Source organism: Xanthomonas sp. DAR 80977 (assembly GCF_041240605.1).
Classification (GTDB): Bacteria; Pseudomonadota; Gammaproteobacteria; order Xanthomonadales; family Xanthomonadaceae; genus Xanthomonas_A; species Xanthomonas_A bundabergensis.
Genome location: NZ_CP162487.1, coordinates 3,634,473 through 3,647,802 on the forward strand (window position 1 = coordinate 3,634,473; position 13,330 = coordinate 3,647,802).

Consider the following 13,330-nt stretch of genomic DNA (forward strand, 5'->3'; position numbering starts at 1 on the left):
CTGTAGCATCGCCGCGACCTTCGATACCGTTACCCGGCATGACCGAGACGCCCGATCACGACGAAGCAGGACAATTGCTGGTCGCCACCGCGGCCGGCGACAGCGCCGCGTTCGAACGCCTGTACCGGACCACCTCCCCGCGCCTGTTCGGCGTGTGCCTGCGCATCGTGCCGCAGCGCGGCGAAGCCGAAGACGTGCTGCAGGAGGTGTTCACCTCGGTCTGGCGCAAGGCCGCGCAATTCGATCCGCAGCGCGCGCGCGGCCTCACCTGGCTGACCATGATCGCGCGCAACAAGGCCATCGATCATCTGCGCGCGCGCGCGCCGGCGCGGCAATCCGTGGCTCTGGACGACGCCGGCGAACTGCACGACGACGGCCGCGATCCCCTGGCCGAGACCGAGTGGCGCGTCGCCGGGCGGCGCCTGGACGTGTGCATGGGCGAACTGGAACCGCCGCGCGGCGAACTGATCCGCACCGCGTTCTTCGAAGGCATCACCTACGAGGAACTGGCCATGCGCAGCGGCACCCCGCTGGGCACGGTCAAGAGCTGGATCCGGCGCGGCCTGGCCAAGCTGAAGGCGTGCCTGGAACGATGAACGACTCCGTGCCCGATCCGCAGGAAACCCCGCCGCCGCGCGACGTGCTGGCCGGCGAATACGTGCTCGGCGTGCTCGATGCGCCCGAGCGCCGCGCCGCCGAACAGCGCATCGCCGCCGACGGCGCGTTCGCCGCGGCGGTGATGCAATGGCAGCAGCACCTGATGCCGCTGGCCGACGAGATCGCGCCGGTCGCGGTGCCCGAGCGCGTGTGGGTGCGCATCCGCGCCACGCTCGGCCTGGATGCGCCGGCACCGCGCGCGCCGGCGCCGGCCTCCGGATTCTGGGAAAGCGTGCGCACCTGGCGCTGGCTGAGCGCCGGCGGTTTCGCCACCGCCGCGGCCTGCCTGTTCGCGCTGATGGTCGCGCGCACGCCGCTGCCGCCGCAGGGACCGCCGGTGACGCCGCCTCCGGTGGTCGCGCCGCCCGCCGACAGCGGCATCGCGATGACCTCGACGCTGATGCAGGACGACGGCAAGCCCGGCTACGTGGTGCTGATGGACGCCGACAAGCGCCGCATCACCCTGACCCCGCTGGCTGGCAGCCACGACGCCGCGCGCGTGCCGGAGCTGTGGCTGATCCCGGCCGACGGCAAGGCGCGCTCGATGGGCGTGTTCGACGACGCGCAGGCGCGCGCGGCGCGCATCCCCGACGCGCTGATGCCGCTGCTCAGCGACGGCGCCTTGCTGGCGGTGACGATGGAACCGCCCGGCGGCGCGCCCGGCGGCGTCGCCACCGGCCCGATCGTCGCCAAGGGCGGCATCAGCACGCTGCGCCTGGCACCGTAGAAGGCGCCGCGGCGCCAGCGCTTCCTTCTCCCATCGGGAGAAGGTGCCCCGAAGGGGCGGATGAGGGTACGGGCGAAGCCTCGCAATGTCAGGCCCGCCAGGCTGTCGGTGCCGACGCGCCCTCACCCCAACCCCTCTCCCGGTGGGAGAGGGGCTAACGCGGCCTCGACGCTTCAAGCACGCTGCGCCTGTTGCCGTAGACAACGCACTGCGGCATGGACCGCGCCAAACCCGTGCCTGAAGACATCTCCCTTCTCCCATCGGGAGAAGTGCCCCGAAGGGGCGGATGAGGGTTCGGGCGAAGCCTCGCAATGTCAGGCGCGCCAGGCTGTCGGTACCGGCGTACCCTCACCCCAACCCCTCTCCCGATGGGAGAGGGGCCAACGCTGCCTCGACGCTTCAAGCACGCTGCGCCTGTTGCCGCCGTAGACAACGCACTGCGGCACGGACCGCGCCAAACCGGTGCCTGAAGACATCTCCCTTCTCCCATCGGGAGAAGGTGCCCCGAAGGGGCGGATGAGGGTACGGGCGAAGCCTCGCAATGTCAGGTGCGCCAGGCTGTCGGTGCCGGCGTTCCCCACCCCAACCCCTCTCCCGGTGGGAGAGGGGCTAACGCGGCCTCGACGCTTCAAGCACGCGGCGCCTGATGCCGTAGACAATGCACCGCGGCCGACTACTCCACGCCCTCCTGCGTCCGCCGACAGCAAACGCGAGCGCACATTCACCCGGCCACCACTCGCGCGCAGGCAGCATCGCCGCAGCCGTCGCGCATACGCTGGACAGCCCGATCTTCCGACGATTCCAACCTGTGTGGACGCCGCCTCGCGCGGCGACCGCCGTGCGCTGCCGTGGCCGGCCATCCCGCGCCTGCAGCGTCATGCAGCGAGGACGCGACGCGAATGCATCCGGCTTCCGGCTTTGCCCGTATCGCTATCCGAATCCCCACGAGATGCGCTTGTGCCGAGCCCCGTTCCGGACCATCCCCGCGTACCGACCACCGCGCCTGCCGATGCGCCCGCGCCGCGCCGCGGAAGCGTGGCTCGCACGCTGCGGCGCTGGTTCGACACCAGTGCGGAGATCGAACTGGACGAGGCCCGCGCCGACCGCATCGACTGGCTGCGCGCAGCCCCCTACGTCGGCCTGCACCTGGCCTGCCTGGGGGTGTTCTGGGTCGGCGCGTCGTGGTTCGCGGTCGGCATGGCGGTGGCGATGTACGCGGTGCGCATGTTCGCGCTCACCGGCTTCTACCATCGCTACTTCGCGCATCGCGCGTTCAAGACCTCGCGCGTGGTGCAGTTCCTGTTCGCCGCGCTCGGCGCCACCTGCGTGCAGCGCGGTCCGCTGTGGTGGGCCGCGCACCACCGCAACCACCATCGCCACACCGATACCCCGGCCGATCCGCATTCGCCGCGCCAGCACGGCTTCTGGTGGAGCCATAGCGGCTGGTTCCTGACCCCGCGCGGCTTCCGCACCGACTGGGAGGCGATCCCGGACCTGCGCCGCTTCCCGGAACTGCGCTTCCTCGACCGTTTCGACCTGCTGCTGCCGGTACTGCTGGCGCTGGCGCTGTTCCTGCTCGGCGGCTGGCTGCAGCGCGAGCATCCGCAACTGGGCACCGATGGACCGCAGTTGCTGGTGTGGGGCTTCTTCGTCTCCACCGTGGCGCTGTTCCATGCCACCTTCACCATCAACTCGCTGGCGCACCGCTTCGGCAGCCGCCGTTTCGACACCCGCGACGACAGCCGCAACAACGCCTGGCTGGCGCTGCTGACCTTCGGCGAGGGCTGGCACAACAACCATCACTTCTTCCCCGGTGCGGCACGCCAGGGCTTCCGCTGGTGGGAAGTCGACCTGACCTGGTACGGCCTGAAGGCGCTGTCGTGGACCGGGCTGGTGCGCGAGCTCAAGCCGGTGCCGGCGGGGCTGGTGCGCGCACGGGCGCGCGCACGATGAGCCGGATCGCGGTGGTGGGCTCGGGGATCGCCGGGCTGGGGTCGGCATGGCTGCTGTCGCAGCGGCACGAGGTCACCCTGTACGAGGCGGCCAATTACCTGGGCGGGCATACCCACACCCATGCGATCGAACTGGACGGCGCGCAGTACGCGGTGGACAGCGGCTTCATCGTGTTCAACCCGCAGCACTATCCGCTGCTGAGCAGGCTGTTCGCGCAGCTCGGCGTGGCCGCGCAGCCGACCACGATGAGTTTTTCGGTGCACGAGGCGCGCACCGGCCTGGAATACAACGCCGGCAGCCTCGGCGGGCTGTTCTGCCAGCCCGGCAACCTGGCCAGCCCGCGCTTCTGGCGCATGCTGCGCGACCTGCGCCGCTTCTACCGGCAGGCGCCGCAGGTGCTGGCCGACGCTGCGCAAGCGCAGCTGACGCTGGGCGAATTCCTGCAGCGGCACGGCTATTCGGAGGTGTTCCGCGACGCGCACATGGTGCCGATGGCCTCGGCGCTGTGGTCCTCGCCGTCGCAGCGGATCCTGCAGTTCCCGATGCGCCAGCTGATCGGCTTCATGGCCAACCACCACATGCTGCAGATCAGCGGCCGGCCGCAGTGGCAGGTGGTCGCGGGCGGCTCCAACAGCTACGTGCGCGCGCTGCGCAGCCGCTGGCGGGTGCGCGAGCGCATCGGCACGCCGGTGCGCTCGGTGCAGCGGCTGTCGCAGGGCGTGTCGGTGCTGACCGACGCCGACAGCGACGCCGATGCGCAGCACTACGACCACGTGGTGCTGGCCTGCCACGCCGACGACGCCCTGCGCCTGCTCAACGATGCCAGCGCCGCCGAACGCGAGATCCTCGGCGCGATCGCCTACCAGGACAACGACACCGTGCTGCACACCGATGCGCGCGTGCTGCCGCGCAACCGCCGCGCCTGGGCCGCCTGGAATGCGCACGTGCCGGCCGATCCGGACGCGCCGTGCACGGTCAGCTACTGGATGAACGCGCTGCAGTCGATCCGCTCGCCGCAGCCGTTCATCGTCAGCCTCAACCGCGGCGACGCCATCGATCCGGCCAAGGTGCTGCGGCGCATGCGCTACCGGCATCCGCTGCAGACCCAGGCCTCGGTGGCGGCGCAGGCGCGCAAGGGCGAGATCCAGGGCCAGCGCGGCACCTGGTTCGCCGGCGCCGGCTGGGGCTTCGGCTTCCACGAGGACGGCCTGCGCAGCGCGGTCGACGTCGCCGCCGGGCTCGGGGTACCCTGGCCATGAACCTGTTGCGCAGCGCTACCGTGTCCGCCCCGCCGGCTGGCGCCGTCTCGACAACGCCGGCGGCGGCGGGCACGACCACGCGCGGGCTGCACAGCGCGCTCTACAGCGGCTGGGTCCGGCACCGCCGCTATGCGCCCAAGCCGCTGGCGTTCCGCTATCCGATCTTCCTGATGTACCTGGACCTGGCCGAACTCGAGCAGGTGTTCGCGCGGCGCTGGCTGTGGTCGGTCGGCCGCCGCAATCTGGCCGAATTCCGCCGCAGCGACTATCTCGGCGATCCGGCGCAGCCGCTGGACGAGGCGGTGCGCGACCGCGTGCAGCAGCACAGCGGCGAGCGCCCGCTCGGCCCGGTGCGCATGCTGACCCACCTGCGCTACTTCGGCCACTGCTTCAATCCGGTCACGTTCTACTACTGCCACGACGCGCAGCAGCGCCTGCACAGCATCGTCGCCGAGATCACCAACACGCCGTGGCGGCAGCGCCACGCCTACGTGCTGCCGGTGGCCGCCGCGCGCAGCCACGGCAGCGTGCACGCCTGGCGCTTCGACAAGCGTTTCCACGTCTCCCCGTTCATGGCGATGGCGCACGACTACGCATGGCGCTGCAGCGAACCGGGCGCGCAGCTGCGCGTGCACATGGACGTGCTCGATGCGCAGCCGGCGGCCAGGCGCTTCGACGCCACGCTGGTGCTGCGGCGGCGCGAGATCTCCGGCGCCAACCTGGCGCGCGCGCTGCTGCGCTATCCGGCGATGACCGTGCAGGTCGTGGCCAAGATCCACTGGCAGGCGCTGCGCCTGTGGCTGCGCGGCAATCCGGTGCACGACCACCCCGACCATTCCCTTCCGCGAGAACGCCGATGAATTCTCCGCATGCGCCCTCTTCCGCTTCCGTCGCGCTGGCCCCGGCCGCAGCGCCGCTGCGCGGCTTCGACCGGGTGCTGCGGCGGCGCCTGCTCGCCACCCTGGACGGCCTGCGCGACGGCCAGCTGCACATCGAGGAAGCCGGCGCGATCACCACCTTGGGCAGCGCCACGCCGGGCGCCGCCGCGCACGAGGGCGGCGCGCTGCAGGCGCACCTGCGCATCCACGATCCGCGCTTCTACCGCCAGGCCGCGCTGAACGGCAGCGTCGGCGTCGGCGAGGCGTACATGGACGGGCTGTGGGAATGCGACGACCTGGTCGCGCTGGTGCGCCTGCTGGTGCGCAACCGCGACCGCCTGGACGCGATGGAGACCGGCCTGGCCCGCCTCGGCGGCCTGGCGATGCGCGGCCTGCACGCACTGGCGCGCAATACCCGCGCCGGCAGCCGCCGCAACATCGCCGCGCACTACGACCTGGGCAATCCCTTGTTCGAGCTGTTCCTGGACCGCAACCTGATGTACTCCTCGGCGCTGTTCCGCGACGAAGACGCCGCGCTCGGCGAGGCCGCGCTGGAGCGCGCCGCCGAGCGCAAGCTGCAGCGCATATGCGCCAAGCTCGACCTGCAGCCGCACCACCACCTGGTCGAGATCGGCAGCGGCTGGGGCGGTTTCGCGCTGCATGCGGCCAGGCACCACGGTTGCCGCGTCACCACCGTCACGATCTCGCGCGAACAGTACGACCTGGCGCGCCAGCGCGTGGACGCGGCCGGCCTGTCCGAGCGCGTCGAGGTGCTGCTGCGCGACTACCGCGACCTCGACGGCCGCTACGACCGGCTGGTCTCGATCGAGATGATCGAGGCGATCGGCCACCAGTACCTGGACACCTATTTCGGCAAGGTCGGCACGCTGCTCAAGGACGACGGCCAGGCGCTGATCCAGGCCATCACCATCGAGGACCACCGCTACGCGCAGGCGCTGACCTCGGTGGACTTCATCAAGCGCCACATCTTCCCCGGCAGCTTCATTCCGTCGGTGGCGGCGATGACCGGCGCGATCGCGCGCGCCAGCGACCTGCGCCTGTTCAACCTGGAAGACATCGGCCCCAGCTACGCGCTGACCCTGCGCGCCTGGCGCCAGCGCTTCATGGCCAGGCTGCCGCAGGTGCGCGCGCTGGGCTACGACGAACGCTTCATCCGCATGTGGGAGTTCTACCTGGCCTATTGCGAAGGCGGCTTCCTGGAACGCTCGATCGGCGACGTGCACCTGTGGCTGAGCAAGCCCGGCGCGCGCCCGGCGCAGTTCGCGCCGCCATTGGCGCACGACGCATGAGCAAGCTGGCCAACTACGTCGCGCTGCAGCTGCTGTGGCTGGCCGCGGTGGCCGGCGCCGGCCGCGGGCTGGCCTGGGCCGGGCCGGCGGCGCTGGCGCTGTTCGCGCTGTACCAGTTGCAGCCGCGCCGGCGCGCGCGCGGCGACGCGGCGCTGATGGCGCTGGCGCTGCTGCTCGGCGCCGCCGTCGATACCACGCTGGCCGCCGGCGGCTGGGTGCGCTATGCCGCGGCGCTGCCGCCGGCGCCATGGGCGCCGCTGTGGATCCTGGCGCTGTGGGCCGGCTTCGCGCTGACCTTCAACCATTCGCTGGCCTGGGTCATGCATCGCCCGTGGCGCGCGGCGCTGTTCGGCGCGGTGTGCGGCCCGTTTGGCTATGTGCTGGCCGCGCGCGGCTGGCAGGCGCTGACGCTGGGCACGCCGTTGCTGCACGCGGTGCTCGCGCTGGCGCTGGCCTGGGCCGCGGCGCTGACCCTGCTGAGCCTGGCGACACGGCGCCTGGCCTTGCCGGCCCGACCCACAGCGCTCGGCGCAGGAGCCGCCCCATGAACGCCTGGCCGCTGTTGCACGTGGGTGCCTTCACCGCGCTGGTCATGATCGCCGGCTGGGCCTGGCAGCGGCGCAGCCGCAACGCCGGCGTGGTCGATGTGCTGTGGGCGGCGTGCATGGCGCTGGCCGCGGTGTACTGCGCCTGGCGCGCCGACGGCGCCGTGCTGCCGCGCGTGCTGACCGCGGCGATGGGCGGGCTGTGGGGCGCGCGCCTGGCCTGGCACCTGGGCGTGCGCGTGTTCGGCGATGCGCACGAGGACGGCCGCTACCGCGCGCTGCGCGAGCATTGGCACGGCGACCAGCGCCGCTTCCTGCTGTTCTTCCTCGGCCAGGCGCTGGTGGTGGCGCTGTTCGCGGTGCCGCTGTCGATCGCCGCGCACAATCCGCTGCCGCAATGGAGCGTGTGGACCACGCTGGCGCTGGCGACCTGGCTGCTGGCGGTGGGCGGGGAAAGCCTGGCCGACCGCCAGCTGGCCGCGTTCCGCGCCGACCCCGCCAACAAGGGCAAGACCTGCCGCCGCGGCCTGTGGCGCTATTCGCGGCATCCGAACTATTTCTTCGAGTTCGTGCACTGGTTCGCCTACGTGTTCCTGGCGGTGGGCAGCGGCGCGCTGTGGGTCGGCATCGCCGCGCTGGGGCCGCTGCTGATGTTCGCGTTCCTGTACCGCGTCACCGGCATTCCCTACACCGAACAACAGGCGCTGCGCTCGCGCGGCCAGGACTACGCCGACTACCAGCGCAGCACCAGCGCTTTCTTTCCGTTGCCGCCGCGGCAATGACCCCGCTTCCAGGAGAACCGCCGATGTCCAGCACCCTCGCCACCACGCCTGCGCCCACACTGCCCGCCGAACCGCTGGCCACGCGCGTGGCCGAATCCGGCCTGCTGCCCGATGCGCTGCTGCGCGGCGCGATGCGCCGGCTGTGCGCGCAACGCCTGCGCGACGAACGCAGCGGCGGCGCCGACGCCGCCTGGGAGCGCCAGCGCGCATTCGTCGAGGCATTGCGCAGCAGCGCCATCGCGATCGAGACCGAGGCGGCCAACCGCCAGCACTACGAACTGCCGCCGCGCTTCTTCGAGCTGTGCCTGGGCAAGCGCCTGAAGTACAGCAGCTGCTACTGGGACGCCGGCATCGCCGACCTGGACGCGGCCGAGGAACGCATGCTGCACCTGTACGCCGAACGCGCGCAGCTGCGCGACCGCCAGCGCATCCTCGAACTGGGCTGCGGCTGGGGCTCGCTGACCCTGTGGATGGCCGAGCACTACCCCGGCGCGCGCATCACCGCGGTGTCCAATTCGCGGCCGCAGCGCGAACACATCGAGGCGCAGTGCCGCGCGCGCGGGCTGGACAACGTCAAGGTCGTCACCCACGACGCCAACACCCTGATCCTGCCCACCGCCAGCTACGACCGCGTGGTGTCGATCGAGATGTTCGAGCACATGCGCAACTACCGCGAGCTGCTGGCGCGGATCGGCCATTGGCTGGTGCCGGGCGGCAAGCTGTTCGTGCACATCTTCTGCCACCGCGACCTGGCCTACCCGTTCGAGGTGCAGGGCGAGGACAACTGGATGGGCCGGCATTTCTTCACCGGCGGACTGATGCCGGCCGCCGACACCTTGCTGCAGTTCCAGGACGACCTGGCGCTGGAGCGGCGCTGGCTGCTGTCCGGCGAGCATTACGAAAAGACCGCCAACGCCTGGCTGCGCAACCAGGACCGGCACCGCGCCGAGCTGATGCCGGTGCTGCAGGCCACCTACGGCAGCGACGCGAAGATCTGGTGGCAGCGCTGGCGCATGTTCTGGATGGCCTGCGCCGAGCTGTTCGGCTACGAGCAGGGCCAGCAGTGGGGCGTGGCGCATTACCGGTTCGTCAGGCGCTGAAGCGCCGGGATTCGGGAGTCGGGATTGGGGATTCGCAAAGGCGAGGCTGTGTGCTCTGAAGCGCGACGTGATGCGGATCGGCCCTTGGACCGATCCAATGGTCACGCAGCCGGAAGTGGAGATCGAATCCCCAATCCCCAATCCCCAATCCCGGCTCTCCACTCACACGGCAGCGGTGATGACGATCTCGATCTTCCAGTCCGGGTTGGCCAGCTTGGCCTGCACGGTGGCGCGCGCCGGGGTGCTGCCCGGGCACACCCAGGTCTCCCAGACCTTGTTCATCTCCGCGAACTCGGCCAGGTCGGTCATGTAGATCTCCGCGCGCAGGACCTTGCTCTTGTCGCTGGCGGCGCGCGCCAGCAGTTCGTCGATCGCCGCCAGGACCTGGCGGGTCTGGCCGGCGATGTCGGCGCTGGCGTCGTCGGCGATCTGCCCGGCCAGGTAGGCCACGCCGTTGTGCACGGTCATTTCCGACATACGCGGGCCGGTATCGAATCGCTGGATCATGAGGCGCTGTCCTGAAGAAGGGAAACCCGGCCATTGTCGCGCGATTGCGCCCAGCCTGCAGGGCGCCACAGCCGGTACGCGACCAGCAACAGCCAGGCCAGGATCAGCACGATCGCCAGCTTCTGGGTCAGCCCGCGCGGCGGCGCGCGCCACAGCACGTGCACCCACAGCGCCACGAACGCCGCCACCGCCAGGGCCGACAGCGTGCCGGCATGGCCCTGCCATGGCGCTTGCCGGCGCAACCAGGCGCTCTGCAGCAACATCGCGCTGGTCGCGCACAGGAACGCGGTCTGCGCGAACAGCCCGTGCAACAACGGCGCCAGCAACGGTGCGCGCTGCGGCAGGTAGCTGTCGCCGATCGCCACCCCGCACAGGCCCAGCGCGGCGACCGCGAACAGCAGCAGCGGCGCGCCGCTGCGTGCCCGCGGCGGCGCCTGCGCATACAGGCCGGCGGCCAGCGCGACGATGCTCGCTGCCAGCAGTACGTAGACAATGCGCAACAGCAGCCCGCCCGGGCCATGCAGGTACAGGCTCAGCGTCGCCTGCTGCCAGTGCAGGTCCGTGCGCAGCAGCTGCAGCGCCAGCGCCACGCCGAGGAACAACAGGCACAGCAACACGGCGAGGGCGCCGGCGGCGCGCGGCCAACGCGGCGGCGCGGGTGCGGGGGCCAGGGGCGGCGGCATGGGATCGGCTCCGGGTCGTAGCGGGGAACGCGATGCGCGACGCGTGCGCGCGCCTGCATCCTCCGCGCACACCGACGCGGTGCCGACGTGCGATTCCACTATGATGCGCGTCGCCGGTGCCGCCGGTACAGCCCCCAGGCCACCCGGTATCGCGATGGACCAGCCCTTTTCCGCTTGCAGGCACGCCACCGCGATGGCCCGCACCGCCACTGCCGCAGGCCTGCGCGCCGCCGCCGGCGCATGCACGCCGCCCCCTCTCTTCTTCGCTTACGCTCCCCTGCAATGACCGACGTCGCACCTCCCGCTGTCCCCTCCTCCGCTGGCTGGCGCCGCGCGCTGCCGGTGCTGTTCAGCCTGGTGATCCTGGCGCTGGCGCTGCGCGCGCTGGCCACCGAGTTCAGCACCCATGGCTACGCCGCGATCCGCCACGCCTTCAACCAGCTCAGCGTCGGCCAGATCGCGCTGACCCTGTTGCTGGGGCTGAGCAGCTACGCCTGCCTGATCGGCTTCGACGCGGTCGGCCTGCACCGCAGCGGGCGCAAGCTGCATCCGATGCGGATCGGCGTCACCGCGTTCCTGGCGCATGCGGTCGGCCAGACCCTGGGCTTCGCCGCGCTCACCGGCGGCGCGGTGCGCCTGCGCGGCTACGGCCGGGTCGGGCTGAGCCTGGCCGAGATCGGCCAGGTGGTACTGATGAGCACGCTCGGCTTCGTGTTCGGCGCCTGGCTGCTGCTGGCGCTGGCGCTGACGCTGGAACCGGCCTCGGCCGCGCTGGCGCTGCCGATCGCCGCGCCGGCGGTGCGCGCGATCGGCATCGCGCTGCTGGCCGGCTTCGGCCTGATGCTGCTGCTGGCCGGGCGCGAGGGCCGCACCCTGCGCTGGCGCACTCACGAACTGTGGCTGCCGGACCGGCGCACCACGCTCGGCGTGACCGCGTTGAGCGTGGTCGAACTGGGCCTGGCCAGCGCCGCGTTCTACGTGCTGTTGCCGAACGAGTCGGGCATCGAGTTCGTCGGCTTCGTCGGCCTGTACCTGGTCGCGGTGGTGGCCGGGCTGATGTCGACCGTGCCGGCCGGGCTGGGCGTGTTCGAATGGAGCCTGCTCAAGCTGCTGCCCGGCGTGGCCCCGGCGGCGGTGCTGGCCGCGGCGCTGATCTACCGCATCACCTACTACGTGGTGCCGCTGCTGCTGTCGGTGCTGATGGCCGCGGCCTCCGGCCTGCGCCGGCCGCTGGCGGCCAGCGCCGGCGGGGTGCGCGTGGCCTGGGGCACGCTGCGCCCGTGGCTGCCGCAGATCATCGCGATGGCGGTGTTCGCGGTCGGCGCGGCGCTGGTCATCGACGGCACCCTGCCGACGCCGAAGCGGCGCCTGGGCATGGCGCCACTGTCGATCGTGGAGACCTCTCACCTGCTGGCCAGCCTCGGCGGCGTGGTGCTGCTGCTGATCGGCCAGGGCCTGCAGCGGCGCAGCCATGCGGCCTGGGTGCTGGCGATCGGCATCTGCGTGCTGTTGCCGCTGCCGGCCTGGCTGCGCGGCGGCCACGCCTCGGTGGCGCTGTCCTCGCTGGTGGTGGCGGCCGGGCTGTGGGGCGCGCGCCGCGAGTTCTACCGCCAGGGCGCGCTGCTCGACGAGGCCTGGTCGTGGCCGTGGCTGCGCAACCTGGGCCTGGTGCTGATCGCCACGGTGTGGCTGCTGTTCTTCGTCTACAGCCACGTCGAATACCAGAACGAGCTGTGGTGGCAGTTCGCGACCTCGGCCAACGCGCCGCGGGCGCTGCGCGCGGTGCTGCTGGTCAGCGTGGCGGTGGTGGTGTTCGGGCTGGCGCGGCTGCTGCACAGCACGCGCTCGCCGCTGCCGGCGGCCGACCATGCGCAGCTGGACGCGCTGGCGCCGGTGCTGGCCGCGGCCACCGACACCCAGGCCTGCCTGGTGCTGACCGGCGACAAGGCCCTGCTGCACGCCGAGGACGGCCAGGGCTTCGTGATGATGCAGCGCTACGGCGGCTCGCTGGTGGCGATGGGCGATCCGGTGGGAGCGCCGGAGGTGGCGCGCGCGCTGATCTGGCGCTTCCGCGAGGAAGCCGACCGCATGGGCCTGCGCCCAGTGTTCTACCAGGTCGGCGAGCAGCACTGGCAGACCTATCTCGACCTGGGCCTGACCCTGGTCAAGCTCGGCGAGGAAGCGATGGTGTCGCTGGAGGACTTCCACCTGGAAGGCCGCGACCGCGCCGACCTGCGCCAGGCCTGGAACCGCGGCAAGCGCAGCGGGCTGAGCTTCCGCATCGTGCCGCTGGAAGAGATCGACGCGCTGATGCCGGTGCTGGCCGACGTCTCGCAGCAGTGGCTGGAGGAGAAGGCCGGCGAGGAGAAGGGCTTCTCGCTGGGCAGCTTCGACCCGGCCTACCTGCGCCGCTTCCCGGTCGCGGTGGTCGAGGCCGACGGCAAGGTCGTGGCCTTCGCCAACCTGTGGCAGGCGCCGGCCGGACACGAACTGTCGGTGGACCTGATGCGGCACGTCGCCGATGCGCCGAAGGGCACCATGGATTTCCTGTTCATCGAGCTGTTCCTGTGGGGCCGCGCGCAGGGCTACAAGCGCTTCTCGCTGGGCATGGCGCCGCTGTCGGGCCTGGCCCAGCACCGCCTGGCCGGGCGCTGGAACCGCTTCGGCAACCTGATCGTGCGCCACGGCGAGCGCTTCTACGGCTTCACCGGCCTGCGCCGCTTCAAGTCCAAGTTCGCCCCGGCCTGGCGCACCCGCTACCTGGCCGCGCCCGGCGGCATGCACCTGCCGGCGGCGCTGCTGGACGTGACGCGCTTGATTTCGCTGGATCCCAGGAAGCCCGAGTAGCCGGGATTCGGGATTCGGGATGACCAGCAGTCGGCTGATGGAACGCCGGGATTGGGGCAAGTGGAACGCGCTCTTGCGAATC

At 71.5% G+C, this 13,330-nt stretch carries 12 protein-coding genes; 10 read left to right on the plus strand and 2 right to left on the minus strand.

Features of this window, described 5'->3' with window-relative positions; translation table 11 throughout:
- The first annotated feature begins 38 nt into the window (after nt 1–38).
- From AB3X10_RS15305 to AB3X10_RS15345, 9 genes are all read left to right on the plus strand, one after another.
- Nucleotides 39–596: a sigma-70 family RNA polymerase sigma factor gene (locus tag AB3X10_RS15305; protein ID WP_369976065.1), complete on the plus strand. Its 558-nt coding sequence runs from the start codon at nt 39–41 to the stop codon at nt 594–596.
- Nucleotides 593–1,384: an anti-sigma factor gene (locus AB3X10_RS15310; RefSeq protein WP_369976067.1), complete on the plus strand. Its 792-nt coding sequence runs from the start codon at nt 593–595 to the stop codon at nt 1,382–1,384. Before AB3X10_RS15305 ends, AB3X10_RS15310 begins: the two co-directional genes overlap by 4 nt.
- Before the next feature lie 957 nt (nt 1,385–2,341).
- Entirely contained in the window at nt 2,342–3,337 is a 996-nt protein-coding gene (locus AB3X10_RS15315) for an acyl-CoA desaturase (protein ID WP_369976068.1), read from the plus strand.
- Complete coding sequence (locus AB3X10_RS15320; protein WP_369976069.1) at nt 3,334–4,596, plus strand: NAD(P)/FAD-dependent oxidoreductase; 1,263 nt, start codon at nt 3,334–3,336, stop codon at nt 4,594–4,596. Before AB3X10_RS15315 ends, AB3X10_RS15320 begins: the two co-directional genes overlap by 4 nt.
- Complete coding sequence (locus AB3X10_RS15325) at nt 4,593–5,456, plus strand: DUF1365 domain-containing protein (protein ID WP_369976070.1); 864 nt, start codon at nt 4,593–4,595, stop codon at nt 5,454–5,456. The genes AB3X10_RS15320 and AB3X10_RS15325 overlap by 4 nt, the downstream gene beginning before the upstream one ends.
- Entirely contained in the window at nt 5,453–6,784 is a 1,332-nt protein-coding gene (locus tag AB3X10_RS15330) for a class I SAM-dependent methyltransferase (RefSeq protein WP_369976071.1), read from the plus strand. The genes AB3X10_RS15325 and AB3X10_RS15330 overlap by 4 nt, the downstream gene beginning before the upstream one ends.
- Nucleotides 6,781–7,332 (plus strand): DUF2878 domain-containing protein, encoded by a 552-nt coding sequence (locus AB3X10_RS15335; protein ID WP_369976073.1) that lies wholly within the window; start codon nt 6,781–6,783, stop codon nt 7,330–7,332. Before AB3X10_RS15330 ends, AB3X10_RS15335 begins: the two co-directional genes overlap by 4 nt.
- Nucleotides 7,329–8,111 carry a DUF1295 domain-containing protein gene (locus AB3X10_RS15340; protein WP_369976075.1) on the plus strand — a complete coding sequence of 261 codons (783 nt, stop codon included), beginning with the start codon at nt 7,329–7,331 and terminating at the stop codon, nt 8,109–8,111. Before AB3X10_RS15335 ends, AB3X10_RS15340 begins: the two co-directional genes overlap by 4 nt.
- A 23-nt stretch (nt 8,112–8,134) precedes the next feature.
- On the plus strand, nt 8,135–9,211 hold the full coding sequence (locus AB3X10_RS15345) for an SAM-dependent methyltransferase (RefSeq protein ID WP_369976077.1): 1,077 nt from the start codon (nt 8,135–8,137) through the stop codon (nt 9,209–9,211).
- Between the two features lie 162 nt (nt 9,212–9,373).
- Here AB3X10_RS15345 and AB3X10_RS15350 read toward each other — a convergent pair whose 3' ends face one another.
- Entirely contained in the window at nt 9,374–9,718 is a 345-nt protein-coding gene (locus AB3X10_RS15350; RefSeq protein ID WP_228318687.1) for a RidA family protein, read from the minus strand.
- On the minus strand, nt 9,715–10,401 hold the full coding sequence (locus tag AB3X10_RS15355) for a DUF998 domain-containing protein (protein ID WP_369976080.1): 687 nt from the start codon (nt 10,399–10,401) through the stop codon (nt 9,715–9,717). Before AB3X10_RS15355 ends, AB3X10_RS15350 begins: the two co-directional genes overlap by 4 nt.
- A gap of 282 nt (nt 10,402–10,683) precedes the next feature.
- Between AB3X10_RS15355 and mprF the strand changes: the two genes are divergently transcribed.
- The gene (mprF, locus tag AB3X10_RS15360; protein WP_369976082.1) at nt 10,684–13,248 is read left to right on the plus strand and encodes a bifunctional lysylphosphatidylglycerol flippase/synthetase MprF; all 2,565 of its coding nucleotides are present in this window, start codon (nt 10,684–10,686) and stop codon (nt 13,246–13,248) included.
- Nucleotides 13,249–13,330: the final 82 nt, after the last annotated feature.

What these genes read in the sequence shown, in the direction of transcription:
- AB3X10_RS15305 (WP_369976065.1), top strand. Translation starts at nt 39, where the DNA reads ATGACCGAGACGCCCGATCACGACGAAGCAGGACAATTGCTGGTCGCC.
- AB3X10_RS15310 (WP_369976067.1), top strand. Translation starts at nt 593, where the DNA reads ATGAACGACTCCGTGCCCGATCCGCAGGAAACCCCGCCGCCGCGCGAC.
- AB3X10_RS15320 (WP_369976069.1), top strand. Translation starts at nt 3,334, where the DNA reads ATGAGCCGGATCGCGGTGGTGGGCTCGGGGATCGCCGGGCTGGGGTCG.
- AB3X10_RS15325 (WP_369976070.1), top strand. Translation starts at nt 4,593, where the DNA reads ATGAACCTGTTGCGCAGCGCTACCGTGTCCGCCCCGCCGGCTGGCGCC.
- AB3X10_RS15330 (WP_369976071.1), top strand. Translation starts at nt 5,453, where the DNA reads ATGAATTCTCCGCATGCGCCCTCTTCCGCTTCCGTCGCGCTGGCCCCG.
- AB3X10_RS15335 (WP_369976073.1), top strand. Translation starts at nt 6,781, where the DNA reads ATGAGCAAGCTGGCCAACTACGTCGCGCTGCAGCTGCTGTGGCTGGCC.
- AB3X10_RS15340 (WP_369976075.1), top strand. Translation starts at nt 7,329, where the DNA reads ATGAACGCCTGGCCGCTGTTGCACGTGGGTGCCTTCACCGCGCTGGTC.
- AB3X10_RS15345 (WP_369976077.1), top strand. Translation starts at nt 8,135, where the DNA reads ATGTCCAGCACCCTCGCCACCACGCCTGCGCCCACACTGCCCGCCGAA.
- AB3X10_RS15350 (WP_228318687.1), bottom strand. Translation starts at nt 9,718, where the DNA reads ATGATCCAGCGATTCGATACCGGCCCGCGTATGTCGGAAATGACCGTG.
- AB3X10_RS15355 (WP_369976080.1), bottom strand. Translation starts at nt 10,401, where the DNA reads ATGCCGCCGCCCCTGGCCCCCGCACCCGCGCCGCCGCGTTGGCCGCGC.
- mprF (WP_369976082.1), top strand. Translation starts at nt 10,684, where the DNA reads ATGACCGACGTCGCACCTCCCGCTGTCCCCTCCTCCGCTGGCTGGCGC.